Origin of the sequence: Amycolatopsis samaneae, from assembly GCF_039541975.1 — a bacterium.
Taxonomy (GTDB): domain Bacteria; phylum Actinomycetota; class Actinomycetes; order Mycobacteriales; family Pseudonocardiaceae; genus Amycolatopsis; species Amycolatopsis samaneae.
The window spans coordinates 792,035-809,181 of sequence record NZ_BAABHG010000001.1 but is presented as its reverse complement, the minus strand read 5'-3'; the positions used below and the strand labels follow the sequence as shown (position 1 = coordinate 809,181).

10 protein-coding genes and 1 riboswitch are annotated in these 17,147 nt (G+C 70.4%); of the genes, 4 read left to right on the top strand and 6 right to left on the bottom strand.

Annotated features, from left to right (window positions below):
- The first annotated feature begins 68 nt into the window (after positions 1 to 68).
- Positions 69 to 1,946 (top strand): ABC transporter ATP-binding protein, encoded by a 1,878-nt coding sequence (locus ABD987_RS03440; protein ID WP_345386738.1) that lies wholly within the window; start codon positions 69 to 71, stop codon positions 1,944 to 1,946.
- Positions 1,947 to 2,092: 146 nt separating this feature from the next.
- On the opposite strand, the gene ABD987_RS03435 is transcribed toward ABD987_RS03440, so the two are convergent.
- The gene (locus ABD987_RS03435) at positions 2,093 to 2,821 is read right to left on the bottom strand and encodes a sugar isomerase domain-containing protein (RefSeq protein ID WP_345386736.1); all 729 of its coding nucleotides are present in this window, start codon (positions 2,819 to 2,821) and stop codon (positions 2,093 to 2,095) included.
- 162 nt (positions 2,822 to 2,983) lie between these two features.
- Between ABD987_RS03435 and ABD987_RS03430 the strand changes: the two genes are divergently transcribed.
- The 3 genes from ABD987_RS03430 (at position 2,984) to ABD987_RS03420 (ending at position 6,353) form a co-directional block, all read left to right on the top strand.
- On the top strand, positions 2,984 to 3,679 hold the full coding sequence (locus ABD987_RS03430) for an alpha/beta hydrolase (RefSeq protein WP_345386734.1): 696 nt from the start codon (positions 2,984 to 2,986) through the stop codon (positions 3,677 to 3,679).
- Positions 3,680 to 3,776: 97 nt separating this feature from the next.
- Complete coding sequence (locus tag ABD987_RS03425) at positions 3,777 to 5,024, top strand: class I SAM-dependent methyltransferase (protein WP_345386732.1); 1,248 nt, start codon at positions 3,777 to 3,779, stop codon at positions 5,022 to 5,024.
- Between the two features lie 120 nt (positions 5,025 to 5,144).
- On the top strand, positions 5,145 to 6,353 hold the full coding sequence (locus ABD987_RS03420; RefSeq protein WP_345386730.1) for an LCP family protein: 1,209 nt from the start codon (positions 5,145 to 5,147) through the stop codon (positions 6,351 to 6,353).
- 152 nt (positions 6,354 to 6,505) lie between these two features.
- On the opposite strand, the gene ABD987_RS03415 is transcribed toward ABD987_RS03420, so the two are convergent.
- The 5 genes from ABD987_RS03415 to ABD987_RS03395 form a co-directional block, all read right to left on the bottom strand.
- On the bottom strand, positions 6,506 to 8,329 hold the full coding sequence (locus ABD987_RS03415; protein ID WP_345386727.1) for an EAL domain-containing protein: 1,824 nt from the start codon (positions 8,327 to 8,329) through the stop codon (positions 6,506 to 6,508).
- A 225-nt stretch (positions 8,330 to 8,554) separates the two neighbouring features.
- Positions 8,555 to 10,030: a cytochrome P450 gene (locus tag ABD987_RS03410; protein WP_345386725.1), complete on the bottom strand. Its 1,476-nt coding sequence runs from the start codon at positions 10,028 to 10,030 to the stop codon at positions 8,555 to 8,557.
- A gap of 209 nt (positions 10,031 to 10,239) precedes the next feature.
- Complete coding sequence (gene metE, locus ABD987_RS03405; protein ID WP_345386723.1) at positions 10,240 to 12,540, bottom strand: 5-methyltetrahydropteroyltriglutamate--homocysteine S-methyltransferase; 2,301 nt, start codon at positions 12,538 to 12,540, stop codon at positions 10,240 to 10,242.
- A 98-nt stretch (positions 12,541 to 12,638) separates the two neighbouring features.
- Positions 12,639 to 12,866, bottom strand: a riboswitch (cobalamin riboswitch).
- A gap of 123 nt (positions 12,867 to 12,989) precedes the next feature.
- Positions 12,990 to 14,063: a ribonucleotide-diphosphate reductase subunit beta gene (locus ABD987_RS03400; RefSeq protein ID WP_345386721.1), complete on the bottom strand. Its 1,074-nt coding sequence runs from the start codon at positions 14,061 to 14,063 to the stop codon at positions 12,990 to 12,992.
- Positions 14,064 to 14,156: 93 nt separating this feature from the next.
- Positions 14,157 to 17,135, bottom strand: coding sequence for a ribonucleoside-diphosphate reductase subunit alpha (locus tag ABD987_RS03395; protein WP_345386719.1), 2,979 nt, complete (start codon positions 17,133 to 17,135; stop codon positions 14,157 to 14,159).
- Between the last annotated feature and the right edge of the window lie 12 nt (positions 17,136 to 17,147).

The window sequence follows — 17,147 nt, the reverse complement described above, 5'->3', positions numbered from 1 at the left end:
TGCAGGGCATATCCGGTGAAAAGTTCAAGTAATGTAGAGGTCTTGGGCGGGATGGGGAAGAGGGCTTCATGGACAACACGTGGGCGTTGATGAATTCGGCGATGCGGTCCGCCGACGCGCCGAAGGCGCTGACCCGCGGCACGGTACGCCGGGTCGCGCGCTTCGCGCGGCCGCACTGGGCGAAGCTGCTGCTCTTCCTGGTGCTGACGGTGGTTTCGGCGGTACTGGCCGTGACGACGCCGGTGCTGGCCGGCAAGGTCGTCGACGCGATCGTCGGCGGGCGCGACCTGCCGCTGGTGATCTGGCTCGCGGTGGCGATCGCCGCGCTGGCGATCCTCGACGCCGGTCTCGGCCTCGCCGAGCGGTGGCAGTCCGCGCGGATCGGGGAGGGGATCATCTTCGACCTGCGGCGCGCGGTGTTCGGGCACGTGCAGAAGATGCCGATCGCGTTCTTCACCCGCACCCGGACCGGCGCGCTGGTGAGCAGGCTCAACAACGACGTCATCGGCGCGCAGCGGACGTTCACCGCGACGCTGTCCGGGCTGGTGACCAACGTGATCCAGCTCGCGCTCTCGCTCGTGGTCATGGTGACGCTGTCCTGGCAGGTGACGCTGCTCGCGCTGGTGCTGCTGCCGGTGTTCGTGCTGCCCGCGCGCAGGCTCGGACGGCGCATGGCGGGGCTGCAGCGGGAGGCGGCGCAGCTCAACGCCGGGATGACCACGCAGATGACCGAACGGTTCTCCGCGCCGGGCGCGACACTGGTCAAGCTGTTCGGCAGGCCGCGCCGGGAACTGGACGACTTCGCGCTGCGCGCCGGCCGGGTCCGGGACATCGGGGTCCGTACGGCGATGCTGACCCGGTGGTTCATGACCAGCCTGACGCTGGTTTCCGCGCTGGCGCAGGCACTGGTCTACGGCCTCGGCGGGTACCTCGCGCTGACCGGGCAGCTGGCCGCGGGCACCGTGGTCGCGCTCGCGCTGCTGCTGACCCGGCTCTACGCCCCGCTCACCGCGCTCGCGAACGTGCGGGTCGACGTCATGACGGCGCTGGTGTCCTTCGAGCGTGTCTTCGAGGTGCTCGACCTGGAGCCGATGATCCGGGAGAAGCCGGAACCGCGCGCGCTGCCCGCGGGTGCGGGCGTCTCGGTCGAGTTCGACGACGTCCACTTCGGATATCCCGCTGCGGACCGGTACTCACTGGCGTCGCTGGAAGACGTTGCCACGCTTGACCATCGCGGTGGCGAGGAGGTGCTGCACGGGATCTCCTTCCGCGCCGAGCCGGGGCAGATGGTCGCGCTGGTCGGCTCGTCCGGCGCCGGGAAGTCGACCATCGCGTCGCTGCTGCCCCGCCTCTACGACGTCGACTCCGGCGCGGTCCGGCTGTCCGATGTGGACGTCCGGGAGCTGAGTTTCGCTTCGCTGCGGGAAACCGTCGGCGTGGTGACCCAGGACGGGCACCTGTTCCACGACACCATCCGTGCCAATCTCGGCTATGCCAGGCCGGAGGTGACCGACGAGGAGATCTGGGCAGCGCTGGACCGCGCCCGGCTCGGCGAGCTGGTCCGGTCCCTGCCCGACGGCCTGGACACCACGGTGGGGGAGCGGGGCTACCGGCTCTCCGGCGGGGAACGGCAGCGGCTCACCATCGCGCGCCTGCTGCTGGCCCAGCCGCGCGTGGTGATCCTGGACGAGGCGACCGCGCACCTGGACTCGGAGTCCGAGGCGGCCGTCGGCGAGGCACTGACCGACGCGCTCGAAGGCCGGACCGCGCTGGTGATCGCGCACCGGCTGTCCACCGTCCGCGCCGCCGACCAGATCCTGGTGATCGAGGCGGGCCGCGTCGTCGAACGCGGTACCCACGAGGAACTCCTCGCCGCGAACGGCCGCTACGCGACCCTCCACGCCACCCAGTTCGCCGACGACCCCGAGGAAATCCCCGCCGCGTAACAGCGATCTCGCGTGATCAGAGACGTAACTCGTGTGATCAGACGGAGATCTCGCGTGATCGGACACGGACCGCGTCCGATCACGCGAGATCGCCGCTCAATCACGCGAGTGCGCTGTTCGATCACGCGAGATCGCCGGTTCGGGTATCAGTGCAGGGCGGGGACGCGGGGGGTGTACTTCGCCAGCAGGGCCGCGTTGGCCTCGTCGCCGCCTTCCACATTGGAGCTTCGCCACAGCGGGACGTCGATGCCCTCGGCGGTGCCCCGGTCGAAAACCTGTGCCAGCACGAGGTTCCACAGGAACGCGTTGACCACAGTGGACAGTGGCGCGGTGCGCGGCGCGTCCGCCGGGTGACTCGCGTCGCCGGGGATCACCAGCGAGTCGAGGACCACGGAGGCCTCCTCGACCAGCGTCGAGGCGGCCCGCCGGGGCGCGGCCGCGACACACTCGCGCGAGGTCACCGCGACCACGGCCGCGCCGCGGGCCCGCGCGCCGGCGGCCAGCTCGACCGGGTACGGGTTCACTCCCGAGGTCGAGAACACCACCAGCACGTCGTCCGGTCCCGGCGCGCGCTCGGCGAGCACCTCCTCGGCCAGCCCGCCGCGGCGCTCGGTCTTCGTGCTGTGCTGCGCGCCGTGCAGCGGCAGCAGCTCACGGTGGTAGAGCGGATACACGCAGGCGAGCCCGCCCGCGCGGTAGAACGTCTCGGCGACCGCGGCGAGCGAGTGCCCGGCGCCCGCGGTGAACACCAGCGCGTCCGCCCGGATCACCCCCAGCACCAGCTCCGCGACCTTGTCCAGCGCCTCGGCGTTGGCCGTTTCCACGGCCGCCAGCTTGTCGGCCACATCCGTCCAGTTCCGCGTGGTGTTCACCACACCGCCTTCCTCCGTTCCGCGGGGCACCCGCGGAAACAGTTCGACGTTGACCTACCGACCGCCGAATCTAGCGTGCCCGCCTCCGCCCGGGGTGGAATAGCGTGGACCAGTAGTGCGGTTGACCCGTTCGGCGACGGGTGTCCCGGAGACTGGGAGGCGAGAGTGAGCGAAGCCGAGCCGAGGCTGTCGGTGTGGCGTGCGCGCGGCCGGACCAGGGCCGTCGTGCTGGTGCTGCACGGCGGGGCCGAGCACGGCTTCGGCGGCGTGCCGCCCTGGCGGCTGGCGTTCCTGCGGATGGTCCCGCTGGCCAGGGCGCTGCACCGCGCCGGACGCGACCACGGTGTCGAGGTCCGTCTGCTGCGCAACAGCCACTACGGCTGGAACGAGCCCGCGCAGCACCCGGTGCCGGACGCCCGCTGGGCACTCGCGCGCATCCGCGAGGAGCACCCCGGCCTCCCGGTGGTCCTCGTCGGACACTCGATGGGCGCGCGCGTCGCGCTGCTGGTCGCCGACGACCCCGCCGTGGCCGGCGTGTGCGCGCTCGCGCCGTGGACCCCGCCGCGCGAGCCGGTGGAAGCACTCGCCGGACGGGACGTGCTCATCGCGCACGGCACCCGGGACCGGATGATCGATCCGGTGTCCTCGCACACCTACGCCGAGCGCGCCGAGTCCGTCGCCGCCCGGCTTGTCCGGTTCGAGATCACGAATGAGGGACACGCGATGGTCCGCCGTGCCGCGATCTGGACCCGGCTCATGTGTGCTTTTACACTCGAGATCATCACCGACGTGGCAAGGGACGAGACTCTTCGGAGCGCGTGGGAAAAGCCCGCGCCCGAACGGCTGCGGGTGCCGGTGTGAGCGTCGCGTCGTCCGCGGCGCGTTGCCCGCGCGACCACCCGCCCCGCGCGAATTACCAACGGTTCACCGGCCGATCCGGCCGATCGGAGGGAGTGTCTTGACCACCACTAGCGCCGACCAGGTTTCGAACCCGCTTCACGAGTCGAGGGAGTCCCGCTGGCCCGGGCTGTTCACGCCGCCGCGCTCGGCGGTGCGCGCCCGCATCGCCGAGGCGTTGTTCCGCAGGCTGGTGCGCCGCGTCGCGATCCGCGCGAGCTTCCCCGACGGCACCGTGCTCGGCGGGGGCGGCCCGGACGCCCCGGAGATGCGTATCCACCGCCCGGCGGACTTCTTCCACCGCCTCGGCGCCGACGCCAGGCTCGGCTACGGCGAGGCCTACATGGCGGGTGACTGGTCCTCCGACGACCTCGCCGGCGTGCTGACCGCGTTCGCGGAGCAGCTGTCCTCGCTGGTGCCGCCGGTGCTGCGGAAGTTCCGCCGCCTCGCCGAGCGCACCCAGCCGAAGTCGGAGGAGAACACGATCGAGGGTGCCCGGTCGAACATCCACCGGCACTACGACCTGTCCAACGACCTGTTCGGTGCCTTCCTCGACGAGTCGATGACGTACTCCTCGGCGTTGTTCGGGCCGGGGGAGGACCTCGCCGCCGCCCAGCGCCGCAAGGTCGAGAGCGTGCTGGACTACGCCGGGGTCGGCGAGGGCAGCAGCGTGCTGGAGATCGGCACCGGCTGGGGCGAGCTGTCCATCCGCGCGGCCGCGCGGGGTGCCAGGGTGACCTCGCTGACGATCTCGGAGGAACAGAAGGCGCTGGCGACCGAGCGGATCGCCAAGGCGGGCTTCGCCGACCGCGTCGACGTCCAGCTGTGCGACTACCGCGACGCCACCGGGAAGTACGACGCCGTGGTGAGCGTCGAGATGATCGAGGCGGTCGGCGCCGAGTACTGGCCCGCGTTCTTCGCCGCCGTCGGGCAGCGGCTGCGGCCGGGTGGCCGGTTCGGGCTCCAGGCCATCACCAAGAGCCACGAGGACATGCTGGCCACGGCCACCGCCTACAGCTGGAGCCACAAGTACATCTTCCCCGGCGGCATCATCCCGTCGGTCGAGGTGATCGACGAGGGGATGCGCGAGAACGGGCTCACGATGACCGGGATGCGTGAGTTCGGGCTGGACTACGCGCGCACGCTGCGGCTGTGGCGGGAACGGTTCCTCGGCCGCTGGACCGAGATCGCGAGCTTCGGCTTCGACGAGGTCTTCCGCCGCATGTGGGAGTTCTACCTGTCCTACTTCGAGGCCGGGTTCCGCGCGCGGTACATCAAGGTGCACCAGTTCGGGTTCGCCGCCGGGTGACCGGTCGCGCGGCGGCGCCGGAGACAACCCGATAGCGTGTCGCACGTCTTTGTCTGCAGGGAGTGCGGACGACAGGACTGGTGAACTTCTCCACCGGGTATCGGGGACGGGTGATGCGAGATGACGTACGGAGGCGACGGCGGCGGGCGGTGGGTACCGCCGAGGCCCGCCCAGCCCTCTGGCCGCCCCCAGCCCCCTGGGCGCTCGCGGGGGCACCAGCCCGCCCAGATGATGCCGCTGCCGGGGCGCGGGCGCAGCCCGTACGACGAGCGCACCCGGCCGATGGGGTCGCGGGGTGAACAGCCGCCCCCGCCACCCCCTCGGCAGGCACCGCCGCGGCAGCCGGAGGGCGCGTCGCCGCGTCCCCGGCGCCGCCGCCGCTGGGGTATCGGGCGCATCCTGCTGACGCTGCTGCTCGTGTTCGTGGTGTTCCTGGCCGGGATCTGGGTCTACCTGGAGTTCTCGATCAAGCGCATCGACGCGCTCGCGAACTACGACGGCCGCCCGGCCGCCGCGTCCGGGACCAACTGGCTCATCATCGGCTCGGACAGCCGGGACGGGCTGAGCAAGGAGGACGAGGCGCGCCTGGCCACCGGGGACAAGTCTGACGCGGGCGGGGCCAGGACCGACACGATCATGGTCGCGCACATCCCGGACAACAGCACCAAGCCGACGCTGCTGAGCCTGCCGCGCGACTCGCAGGTCACCGTTCCCGGCCACGGCACCACCAAGATCAACGCGGCGTTCTCGATCGGGGGCGCGCCGTTGCTGGCGAGGACCGTCGAGGGCGCCACCGGGCTGCGGATCGACCACTACGCCGAGATCGGCTTCGGCGGGTTCGCCAACATCGTCGACGGCATCGGCGGGGTCGACATGTGTGTCGACAAGGACATGAACGACCCGATGACCGGCATCAACATCAAGGCGGGCTGCCAGTCGCTCGACGGACGCTCGGCGCTCGGGTTCGTCCGGACGCGCTACGCCGAGGCGACCCCGCGGTCGGACCTGGACCGGGTGGCGAACCAGCGGAAGTTCATCGGCGCGCTGGTCAGCCAGATGGCGAGCCCCGGCACGCTGCTGAACCCGTTCCACTTCTTCCCGCTGCTGTCCTCGGCGCCGGACGCGCTGACCATGGATTCCGGCGACCACGTGCACAACCTCGTCGGGCTCGCGATGGCGATGCGCGGGATCTCCTCGGACGGGGTGGTCACCACCACCGTGCCGGTCACCAGCGGGACGGCCGAGCACTGGGACAAGAAGAAGTCCCAGCAGCTGTTCGACGCGCTGCGCGGGGACACCGAGATCCCGGCCGACGTGATCATGAAGTAGCCACGCGAAAATCCGGCGACGACGAGCTGAAGGACGCCTTCGGTGCGTTGGGCGCGCTGAAGGACGCTTTCAGTGCGCTGGATGCACTGAAGGCGTCCTTCAGCGTGGCGCGGGGATCTGAGGCGCCCCAGCGTGGCCTGGGAACGTACCGCTCAGCTCGCGTGCCGCGCGATCAGCTCGTCGACCTCGTCCCCGGTGGCCGATTCGGTGACGAACGGCCCGCGGGCGGCGAGCACGCCGAGTTCGCGGAGCCGGGCGGCCTGCTCGTCGGTGCGCACGCCCTCCGCGCCGATCCGCAGCTTCAGCTCCTTCGCCCTGGAGACCAGCTGCCGCAGGTGCCGGGCGTCGGTCTCCGCCGCGTCCTCGGCGAGGACGTCGACCACGGGACCGCTGAGGATGACGTGGTGGACCGGCAGCCGGTGGTGGGGGATGAGTTCGAGGTCGGCCGAGCCGGACACCGTGAGCACGAGCTGCGCGCCGAGGTCGGCGAGCACGGCGAAGGAATCGAGGACCTCGCCGTGCTGGTCGAGCACCGACGCCGGGTCGGCGCACAGCCGCAGCGCCTTCGCGGGCAGGCCGTGCCGGTCGAGCTGCTCCTTGACCAGCCGCACCAGATCGGGCTCGATGGCGAGCCGGTTCGGGAGCCGGACGCAGACGTCCGGCGCGGCCTCACCGAAACGGTCGCGCCAGCGGGCGGTCGCCGCCAGGGACTCGGCCAGCAGCCACTTGCCGAGCGGGATGGTCATCCCGGTGGTCTCGGCGAGCGGGTAGAACTCGTCGGAGTCCAGCTCGCCCCGCTCCGGGTGGTTCCAGCGCAGCCCGGCGTTGACGGCGGCGAGCTGGTCGGGCCGGGCGAGCTTGACGGTCGGCTGGTAGATCAGCGAGAACTGACCGTTCTCCAGCGCGCCCGCGAGCACCGCGCCCAGCTGGTAGCGGCCGCGGTCCCGCGCGTCGAGCTCGGGATCGAACAGCATCCACTGCGCCTTGCCCGCCTCCTTCGCGCGGTGCAGCGCTATCTCCGCGGCGCGGGCCAGATCGGACGCCTCGCAACCGCGGACCGACCGGACGACGATCCCGGCGCTCGCGCTGGCGCCGATACCGTGCCCGTCCAGGTAGATCGGCTCGTTCAGCTCGTCCAGCGCCTGCTGGACGAGCTGGGAGACCGAGTTCGACGTCAGCTCGCCGTGGAGCAGGATCGCGAACCCGTCGCCGGCGAGCCGGAAGACCTCGCCGTCGAAGCGGCCGGCGAAGGCCGCCGAGAGCTTGTGCGCGATCCCGCGCAGGACCTGGTCGCCGACGCCGGCGCCGAGGCCGTCGTTGATCACCTTGAAGCCGTCGATGTCGAGGTAGACCAGCGCGATCTGTTCCCCGGCACCGGTTTCGACGACGGATCCCAGCTTCGTCTGGAAGGCGGTGCCGTTGGCCAGGCCGGTCAGCGCGTCGTGGACGTTCTGGTGCCGCAGGCGTTCCTGCAGCAGCTGGTTCTCGTTGGCGTCGGTGGCCATCAGCACCGGGTACGCCGTGCCCGGCCGGTCGCCCGGCAGCCGGATGAGCTTCACGTCCGTCCAGAGTGGACCGTCCTGCGCGTGGTCGAGCCGCAGGCGCTCGGTGTACTGCTCGCCGTCGGGGGCGCGGAGCTGGAGGAGGCCGGCGCGCAGCCGCGTGGCGTCGTGCTCACCGGCGCCGAGCTCGGTGAGGTGCCTGCCCCGCACCAGCTCGGGGCTCGTGCCGAGGAGCTTGCCGAGCGCGGCGTTGGCCTCGACGACGACACCCTCCCGGTCGGCGAGCGCGATGCCCGTCGGCGAGGCCGCGTAGAGCGTGGTGAAGCGCAGCAGCGCGCCCTCGTGCGCGGGGTCGAGGTGCGGTGCGGCCTCGCGGGCGAACTCGAGCAGCAGCGGCTCGAGCTCGTCCGGGGGAAGCGTTACTCCTTCGGTGTCGGCCAGCTTCGCGGCCCATCGGCGCGCGAGACTCACCAACCCTGGTGAGTCACCAGGCTCAAGCACACTCCACCTCTTCTTGCACGGACAAAGGCCAGCTCAGCGCGGGTGTGGGTGGTCCAGGGCCCACACCGGGCACGAGTCAGCCGGGATCGATGCCACGGCATCATGTGGGAAACCGGCTGTCTACCGGCTGAACGAGTGAACGGTACTACACAACTGGTGACCATTCGTCACCATGTGTGCCGATGCGTTCGGCCTCCGCTACCGCGCCGGCGAGGAACGCGGGTCCAGCTGGACCGGCAGCCCGTCGGCGGGTACCGGCAGGGCGGTGTAGTCCCAGCGCGCGGTGTAGGACTCGGGCACGGACCACCGGTAGGCGCGCAGCATCTCGTGCAGCAGCGCCTTGACCTCCAGCCCGCCGAAGTGCAGCCCGACGCACTTGTGCGCCCCGCCGCCGAAGGGCATCCAGGCGAACCGGTGCGAGCGGTCCTCGCGGCGCGGCTCGGCGAAGCGTTCCGGGTCGAACCGTGCCGGGTCGGTCCAGCAGCCGGGGCTGAAGTGGTTGACCGTCGGGGAGATCCCGACCAGCGTGCCCGCCGGGAGGTAGTGGCCGAGCACCTCGGTGTCCTTGACCGTCTTGCGCGCCATCGACGGCACGGGCGCCACCAGCCGCAGCGCCTCCTTCATCACCAGGTCCAGGGTTTCCAGCCGGTCCAGCGCCTCGATGCCGGGCAGGTCGTCGCCGAGGGCGAGTGACTCCGCGCGGGCGCGGTCCTGCCAGTCGGGGAACTTGGCGAGGAAGTAGACCATGGCGCTGCTGGTGATCGTCGAGGTGTCGTGCGCGGCCATCATCAGGAAGATCATGTGGTTGACGATGTCGGTGTCGGTGAACCGGTCGCCGTCGTCGGTCGTGGCGTGACACAGCGCGGAGAACAGGTCGTCCCCGTCGCCTTTCCGCTTGGCGGGGAGGTTTTCGGCGAAGTAGCGCTCCAGCACCCGGCGGCCGTGCAGCCCGGCCGCCCACCGCCCGCCGGGCACGGGGTAGCGCACGATCGCGCTCCCGGCGCGCACGGCGGCGATGAAGGCCCGGTTGATCCTCGCGGCGTCGTCCGAGCCGCGCATGCCCATGAAGACACGCGTCGCGACGTCGAGCGTGAGCTGCTTGAGCGCCCAGTACAGCCGGGGGCGGTACCGGCCGGACCAGGCCGCGACGCCCGCGCGCAGTGCCGGCCCCATCTGGTCGACGTAGCCGCTCAGCCGGGGCCGGGTGAAGGCCTGCTGCATGATCCGGCGGTGCAGGTGGTGCTCGCCGAAGTCCAGCAGCATCAGCCCGCGTTCGAAGAAGTGCTCGATGAAGAACCGCCAGCCCTCCTGCGAGAACGCCTTGTCCTTGTTCACCAGGGCGATCTGGGTGGCCTCCGGCCCCGACAACGCGACGATGCGGCGGCCGAAGCCGCCCATGAACGACACCGGCCCGTACTGCTCGTGGCGGCGCAGGCCGAACTCGACACCGAAGCGCATCATCTCCGGGACGTGCCCGACCAGCGGCGGGCCGTCGTCGCCGAGCACCGGCTTCAGGCCGCTGCCCGCGGGCGGAGTCGCCAGCTCGCGCACCGGCCAGCGCGCGCCGAGCCAGCGCTCGTCCACGGTGCGGGGCAAGGGAATCGAGGTCAGCGGTGGTACGCGCTCGCGCAGCGCCTCGGTGACTTTTCCGACCGTGTTCACCATCGTCACCATCTCCTCGCCGAGACCGGGTAGCCCTACCGTCCTCCCTTGTTGACGAGTTGACAACACCTGCGGTCAGTTTCGCCGGAAAGTGCGCCCCAATGTGGCGTTCGGTGCGTTGGACGCACCGAACGCCACATTCGCTGCGTTGGACGCACCCAATGCCACATTCGCTGCGTTGGACGCACCCAATGCCACATTGGGGCGCTTTGGCCCCGGTGTCAGCCCAGTTCGGCGCGGACCTGCCGGGCCGCCGCGACGAGGTTCCGCAGCGCGGGCTCGACCTCGGCGTATCCCCGGGTCTTCAGGCCGCAGTCGGGGTTGACCCAGACGCGGTCGGGCGCCACCGCGCCCACGGCGGTCCGCAGCAGCCCGCCGACCTCGTCGACGTCGGGAACGCGCGGCGAGTGGATGTCGTAGACACCCGGTCCGACACCCCGGCCGAACCCGGCTTCGCCGAGATCGGTCAGCACCTCCATCTTCGACCGCGCCGCCTCGATGCTGGTCACGTCGGCGTCGAGCGCGTCGATCGCGGGCAGCACCTCGCCGAACTCCGAGTAGCACATGTGCGTGTGGATCTGGGTGGCGTCGGCGATCCCGGAGGTCGCGAGCCGGAAAGCCCTTACCGCCCAAGCGAAGTACGCCTCGTGCCCGGCCGCGCGCAGCGGCAGCAGCTCCCGCAGCGCGGGCTCGTCGACCTGGACGACCCGGATCCCTGCGGCTTCGAGATCGTGGACCTCGTCGCGGATCGCCAGCGCCACCTGCGCCGCGGTTTCGGACAGGGGCTGGTCGTCGCGGACGAACGACCAGGCCAGGATCGTCACCGGCCCGGTGAGCATGCCCTTGACCGGACGGTCGGTGAGCCGCTGCGCGTAGGTGGCCCACCGGACCGTCATCGGCTCGGGCCGCGACACGTCGCCGTACAGGATCGGCGGCCGGACGCAGCGGGAGCCGTAGGACTGGACCCAGCCGTGCTCGGTGGCGGCGAACCCGGCCAGCTGCTCGGCGAAGTACTGCACCATGTCGTTGCGTTCGGGCTCGCCGTGCACGAGGACGTCGAGGCCGAGGTCCTCCTGCAGCCGTATGACGCGTTCGATCTCCTCGCGCATCGCCGCGGTGTAGCCCGCGTCGTCGAGCGTGCCCGCCCGGTGCGCCGCGCGGGCCTTGCGCAGCTCGGTGGTCTGCGGAAACGAGCCGATCGTGGTGCTCGGCAGCGCGGGCAGGCCCAGCGCGGCCTGCTGTGCCGCCGCGCGCCGCGCGAAGGGCGAGCGGAGCGCGTGTTCGGGACGCAGCGAGGCCAGCCGCGACCGGACGCGGACGTCGAGCAGTTCGGCCGCCGTGGCACGATCCCGCACCGCGGCGCGCGCGGCCGTGAGGTCGACGTTCCCGGGACCTTGACGCAAAGCCTTGCCCAGCAGGACGACCTCGTCGACCTTCTGCCGCGCGAACGCCAGCCAGCTCTTGAGTCGGGCGTCGAGGGCGGTTTCCCGCTCGACGTCGTAGGGCACGTGCAGCAGCGAGCACGACGTCGAGACGCTCACCCGCGCCGCGGTGCCCAGCAGCGTCGCCGCGCGGGCGAGCGCCTGCTCGGGGTCGGTGCGCCACACGTTGCGGCCGTCGACCACGCCGGCCAGGACCTCCTTGTCCCGCAACGCCCCCTCCGCGGCCACGGCGTCCACAGTGGACGGATCGGTGACCAGGTCGACGGCGAGCGCGTCGATGGGGGAGCGGGCCAGCACGCCCAGACCGCGGCCGAGACCGCCGAAGTACCCGGCGACCAGCAGCTTCGGCCGGGCGGTCGCCTTCGCCAGGACGTGGTAGGCGCGGGTGAGGGCGTTCAGCTCCTTCTCGCCGCGGTCCGCCGCGAACGCGGGCTCGTCCAGCTGGACCCACTCCGCCCCGGCGTCGTGCAGTTGTTCCAGCAGCTCGGCGTAGCGCAGCAGCAGCCGGTCGAGCAGTTCCAGCGGCCGGAAGCCCTCGGGCGCGTCGCCGGCGGCCTTCGACAGCAGCAGGAAGGTCACCGGGCCGACGAGCACCGGCCGGGTCTCGTACCCGGCGGCCTTCGCCTCGCGGTATTCGTCGAGCGGCTTCGTGCCGGTGAGGGTGAACGTCGTGTCCGGGCCCAGTTCCGGGACGAGATAGTGGTAGTTGGTGTCGAACCACTTGGTCATCTCGAGCGCGGGCGCGTCCTGGACGCCGCGGGCGGCGGCGAAGTAGGTGTCGAGCGGGGAAAGGCCCAGTCCGGTGAACCGGGCGGGCAGCGCGCCGAACAGTTCGGCGGTGTCGAGCACCTGGTCGTAGTGGGAGAACGTGTTCGACGGGATCGAGTCCAGCCCGGCGGCGGCCAGTTCCCGCCAGGTGGCGGCCCGCAGGGCCCGGCCGGTTTCGGCGAGCGCGGCTTCGTCGATCTTCCCGGACCAGTAGCGCTCCACAGCGCGTTTGAGTTCCCGGTCCGGGCCGATACGTGGGTAACCCAGCACGGTGCTGCCGACGGGATTTTCGGTGACGCGGTGGTCAGGCACAGCTCTCTCCTCGCGAGCTCGTCGAAGGAGCCCGTGCGCGCGGGAGTGACCGCCCTTCGGTCGTGCCCATCCCGCGAGGCCCGGACTCACGCACGCCCTCGGCGCACGTACCACGGGCAGGTCTTCGGACTCGTGGGCGTCGTGCTCGCGCCTACCGGCCGTCGCTTCCCGGACACCGCGTCCAGTGCTTTACCGTGTCTCGCACGGTGACGGCTTTCGTTCCCACATACCGCTGCGGGGCAGTCCCGGATTCCCACCGGGTTCCCTCTTGCCTCTCCCGGACACGGCGCGCCGCCCCCGGGAGAACCCATGGCACCGACGAGCCTACAGAACCCGTACCACGCGTGACCAGAGACGAGACTCGCGTGACTGGAGACGTAACTCGCGTGATGGGAGACGGACCGCCTCCCATCACGCGAGTTACGTGCTCGATCACGCGAGTTACGTGCTCAGTCCCAGTCGAGGGCGCCGCCGGACTGGTACTCGATGACGCGGGTCTCGAAGAAGTTCTTCTCCTTCTTGAGGTCCATCGCCTCCGACATCCACGGGAACGGGTTCTCGGTCTCGCCGAAGATCGGGGCGAGGCCGATCTGCTGGGCGCGGCGGTCGGTGATGAAGTGCATGTACTGCTCGCACAGCTCGTGCGAGAGGCCCAGCATGCCGCGCGGCATGGTGTCGCGGGCGTAGGCGACCTCCAGCGCGCACGCCTCGGTCAGCATCCCGCGCACCTCGGCCTGGAACTCCTCGGTCCACAGGTGCGGGTTCTCGATCTTGATCTGGTTGATGCAGTCGATCCCGAAGTTCAGGTGGATCGACTCGTCGCGCAGGATGTACTGGTACTGCTCGGCGATCCCGACCATCTTGTTCCGGCGGCCCAGCGAGAGGATCTGCGCGAAGCCGGTGTAGAACCACATGCCCTCGAAGATCACGTAGAACGCGACGAGGTCACGCAGGAACGCCTGGTCTGCCTCCGGGGTGCCGGTCTCGAAGTCCGGGTTCTCCAGGTTCTGCGTGTACTTCAGCGCCCACGCGTCCTTGTCCGAAATGGACGGGACCTCGCGGTACATGTTGAACAGCTCGCCCTCGACCAGGCCGAGGCTTTCGCAGATGTACTGGAAGGTGTGCGTGTGCACGGCCTCCTCGAACGCCTGGCGCAACAGGTACTGGCGGCATTCGGGGTTGGTGATCTGGCGGTACACGGCGAGCACGATGTTGTTGGCCACCAACGACTCCGCCGTCGCGAAGAAGCCGAGGTTGCGCTTGAGCATGGTGCGCTCGTCCTCGGTCAGCCCGTCGGCCGACTTCCACAGCGCGATGTCGGCCTGCATGGCGACCTCGGTCGGCATCCAGTGGTTGTTGCAGCCGGCGAGGTACTTCTCCCACGCCCAGCGGTACTTCATCGGCAGCAGCTGGTTGACGTCGGCGCGGGCGTTGATCATCCGCTTGTCGTCGACGTTGATGCGGGCGGCGCCGACCTCGATCTCGCCGAGACCGGTCGCGTCCGTGGTTTCCAGGTTGGTCATCTCAGGGGCTCCAGGGAGGTTCGGGGCAGGTCCGTGGGGGCCTCCTTGAGGGACTCCAGGTCCCTCAAGGAGGCCCCCACGGATCACGGGGGACTACTGGCAGGCTTCGCAGTCGGGGTCGTCGATGCGGCAGGCGGCGCCTTCGACGGCGGCGAAGTCGACGTCTTCCACCTTGGGCATCTCCTTCGGCTCGGCCGCGGGCGGCGTCACCGGCACGGCCGCCTCCGGCGAGGGCGACGGCGACGGCGCGGGCGAGGCCGCCGGGGAAGCCGCCGGAACCGCGGCCGAGGGCGACGCCGCGGGAGCGGCGGGGGCCGGGGTGGCCGAGACGGCGTTCAGCTTGCCGTCCGTGCCGCGCAGGGTGCTCTTCTCCACGTGCGTCGCGGACTGCGCCCGCAGGTAGTACGTGGTCTTGAGGCCCTTGTGCCACGCGTACCGGTACAGCTCGTCGAGCTTGCGGCCGCTCGGCGCCGCGATGTACAGGTTCAGCGACTGCGCCTGGTCGATCCACTTCTGCCGCCGGGACGCGGCGTCCACCAGCCACTTCGACTCGATCTCGAACGCGGTGGCGTACAACGCCTTCAGGTCGTCCGGAACGCGGTCGATCCGGCCGAGGCTGCCGTCGAAGTACTTCAGGTCGCTCACCATGACCTCGTCCCACAGCCCGCGCTCCTTGAGGGAACGGACCAGGTGCGGGTTCACCACGGTGAAGTCGCCGGACATGTTCGACTTGACGTACAGGTTCTGGAACAGCGGCTCGATGGACTGCCCGACACCGCAGATGTTGGAGATCGTCGCGGTCGGCGCGATCGCCATCACGTTGGAGTTGCGCATGCCGACGGTCTTGACCCGCTCGCGCAGCGTCCCCCAGTCCATAGTGGACGAAAGGTCGACGTCGAGCGCGTCACCGCGGCGCGCGTCGATGAGCAGCCGCATCGAGTCGATCGGCAGGATTCCCTTGCTCCACAGGGAACCCTCGAAGCTCTGGTACTGCCCGCGCTCCTCGGCGAGGTCGGTCGAGGCCGAGATCGCGTAGTAGGAGATGTGCTCCATGCTCTCGTCGGCGAACCGCACGGCGGCCTCGGAGGACAGCGGAACGCCCAGCTCGAACAGCGCGTCCTGGAAGCCCATCAGGCCGAGGCCGACCGGGCGGTGACGCAGGTTCGAGCGGCGTGCCTCCGGTATCGTGTAGAAGTTGATGTCGATCACGTTGTCGAGCATCCGCACCGCGGTGCGCACGGTCTTCTCGAGCCGCTCGGTGTCCAGGCCGGTCGGGGTCACGTGCTTGAGCAGGTTGACCGAGCCCAGGTTGCAGACCGCGACCTCGTCGCTGCTGGTGTTCAGCGTGATCTCGGTGCACAGGTTGGACGAGTGCACGACGCCGATGTGCTGCTGCGGCGAGCGCAGGTTGCACGGGTCCTTGAAGGTGATCCACGGGTGCCCGGTCTCGAACAGCATGGTCAGCATGCGCCGCCACAGGTCGACCGCGCGGACCTTGCGGAACACCTTGATCTCGCCGCGGTCGGCGGCGGCCTCGTACTCGCGGTAGCGCTGTGCGAACGCGTTGCCGTAGAGGTCGTGCAGGTCCGGCGTCTCGTTGGGGGAGAACAGGGTCCACTGCCCGTCGGCCTCGACGCGGCGCAGGAACTCGTCCGGCACCCAGTTCGCGGTGTTCATGTCGTGCGTGCGCCGCCGGTCGTCACCGGTGTTCTTGCGCAGGTCGAGGAACTCCTCGATGTCCACGTGCCAGGTCTCGAGGTAGGCGCAGGCCGCGCCCTTGCGCTTGCCGCCCTGGTTCACCGCGACCGCGGTGTCGTTGGCGATCTTGAGGAACGGCACGACGCCCTGGGACTGGCCGTTGGTGCCCTTGATGTGCGCGCCGAGGCCGCGGACCGGGGTCCAGTCGTTGCCGAGACCGCCCGAGTACTTCGCCAGCAGCGCGTTGTTCTTGTACGCCTGGAAGATCGAGTCGAGGTCGTCGTCCACAGTGGTCAGGAAGCAGGACGACAGCTGCGGGCGCGTGGTGCCCGAGTTGAACAGCGTCGGGGTGGACGCCATGAAGTGGAAGCTCGACAGCAGCTCATAAAACTCAATGGCACGAGATTCCCTGTTGTCCTCGCGGATCGCCAGTCCCATCGCGACGCGCATGAAGAACGCCTGCGGCAGCTCGAAACGGACGCCGTCGTGGTGCTGGAAGTACCGGTCGTACAGCGTCTGCAGGCCGAGGAACCCGAAGTCGAGGTCACGCTCGGGCCGGATCGCCGCGGTGATCTTGTCCAGGTCGAAGGAGGTCAGCTCGGCGTCGACCAGCTCCAGCTCGATGGCGCGGCGCAGGTAGGCGCGGAAGTACGGGGCGTACTCCTGGACCATCTCGTCCTGGCTGGCCTGGCGCGGCGCGCCGGCGAGGTAGCTCAGCGCCTCGCCGCGCAGCTTGTCCAGCAGCAGCCGGGCGGAGACGAAGGAGTAGTTCGGCTCCTGCTCGACGAGCACACGGGCGGCCATGATCTGCGCGAGCGCGAGTTCGTCGGCGCTGATGCCGTCGTAGAGGTTGCGCTTGGCCTCGGCGAGCACCGGCTCCGCGGAGACGTCGTCCAGCCCGGCGACGGCTTCTCCCACCACGTGGGACACGCGGGCCCAGTCGAGCGGGCGCAGCGAACCGTCGACGCCCTTGACGTTGAGCGCGGCCTCGGCCGGGGCCGGGGTGCTCGCTTGACGGGCCTTGGCGCGCTCGTCGCGGTAGAGCACGTACGCGCGGGCGACCTTGTGGTGCTCGCCGCGCATGAGCGCGAGCTCGACAAGGTCCTGGATCTGCTCGATGTGCAGGGCGGCCTCGGTGCCGGCGTGGCGCAGCAGCGAGGTCTCGACCTGCGCGGTCAGCTCGGCGACCACGTGGTGGACGCGCGAGGACGCGGCGGCGTCGTCCCCCTCCACCGCGAGGAAGGCCTTGGTGAGCGCCACCGAGATCTTGTTGGCGTCGAACGGCGACACACTGCCGTCGCGCCGGATCACCCGGACTCCGGCGGGCTTGTTGTCCGGAGAAGCGGGCGGGCGATGGCTGGTGTCCACTGACATATGCGTGACTCC

Bases quoted from the DNA above. Each gene is read 5' to 3' on its own strand.
- ABD987_RS03400 (WP_345386721.1), bottom strand. From the start codon at position 14,063: ATGACCAACCTGGAAACCACGGACGCGACCGGTCTCGGCGAGATCGAG.
- ABD987_RS03410 (WP_345386725.1), bottom strand. From the start codon at position 10,030: ATGGTGACGATGGTGAACACGGTCGGAAAAGTCACCGAGGCGCTGCGC.
- ABD987_RS03420 (WP_345386730.1), top strand. From the start codon at position 5,145: ATGACGTACGGAGGCGACGGCGGCGGGCGGTGGGTACCGCCGAGGCCC.
- ABD987_RS03395 (WP_345386719.1), bottom strand. From the start codon at position 17,135: ATGTCAGTGGACACCAGCCATCGCCCGCCCGCTTCTCCGGACAACAAG.
- ABD987_RS03440 (WP_345386738.1), top strand. From the start codon at position 69: ATGGACAACACGTGGGCGTTGATGAATTCGGCGATGCGGTCCGCCGAC.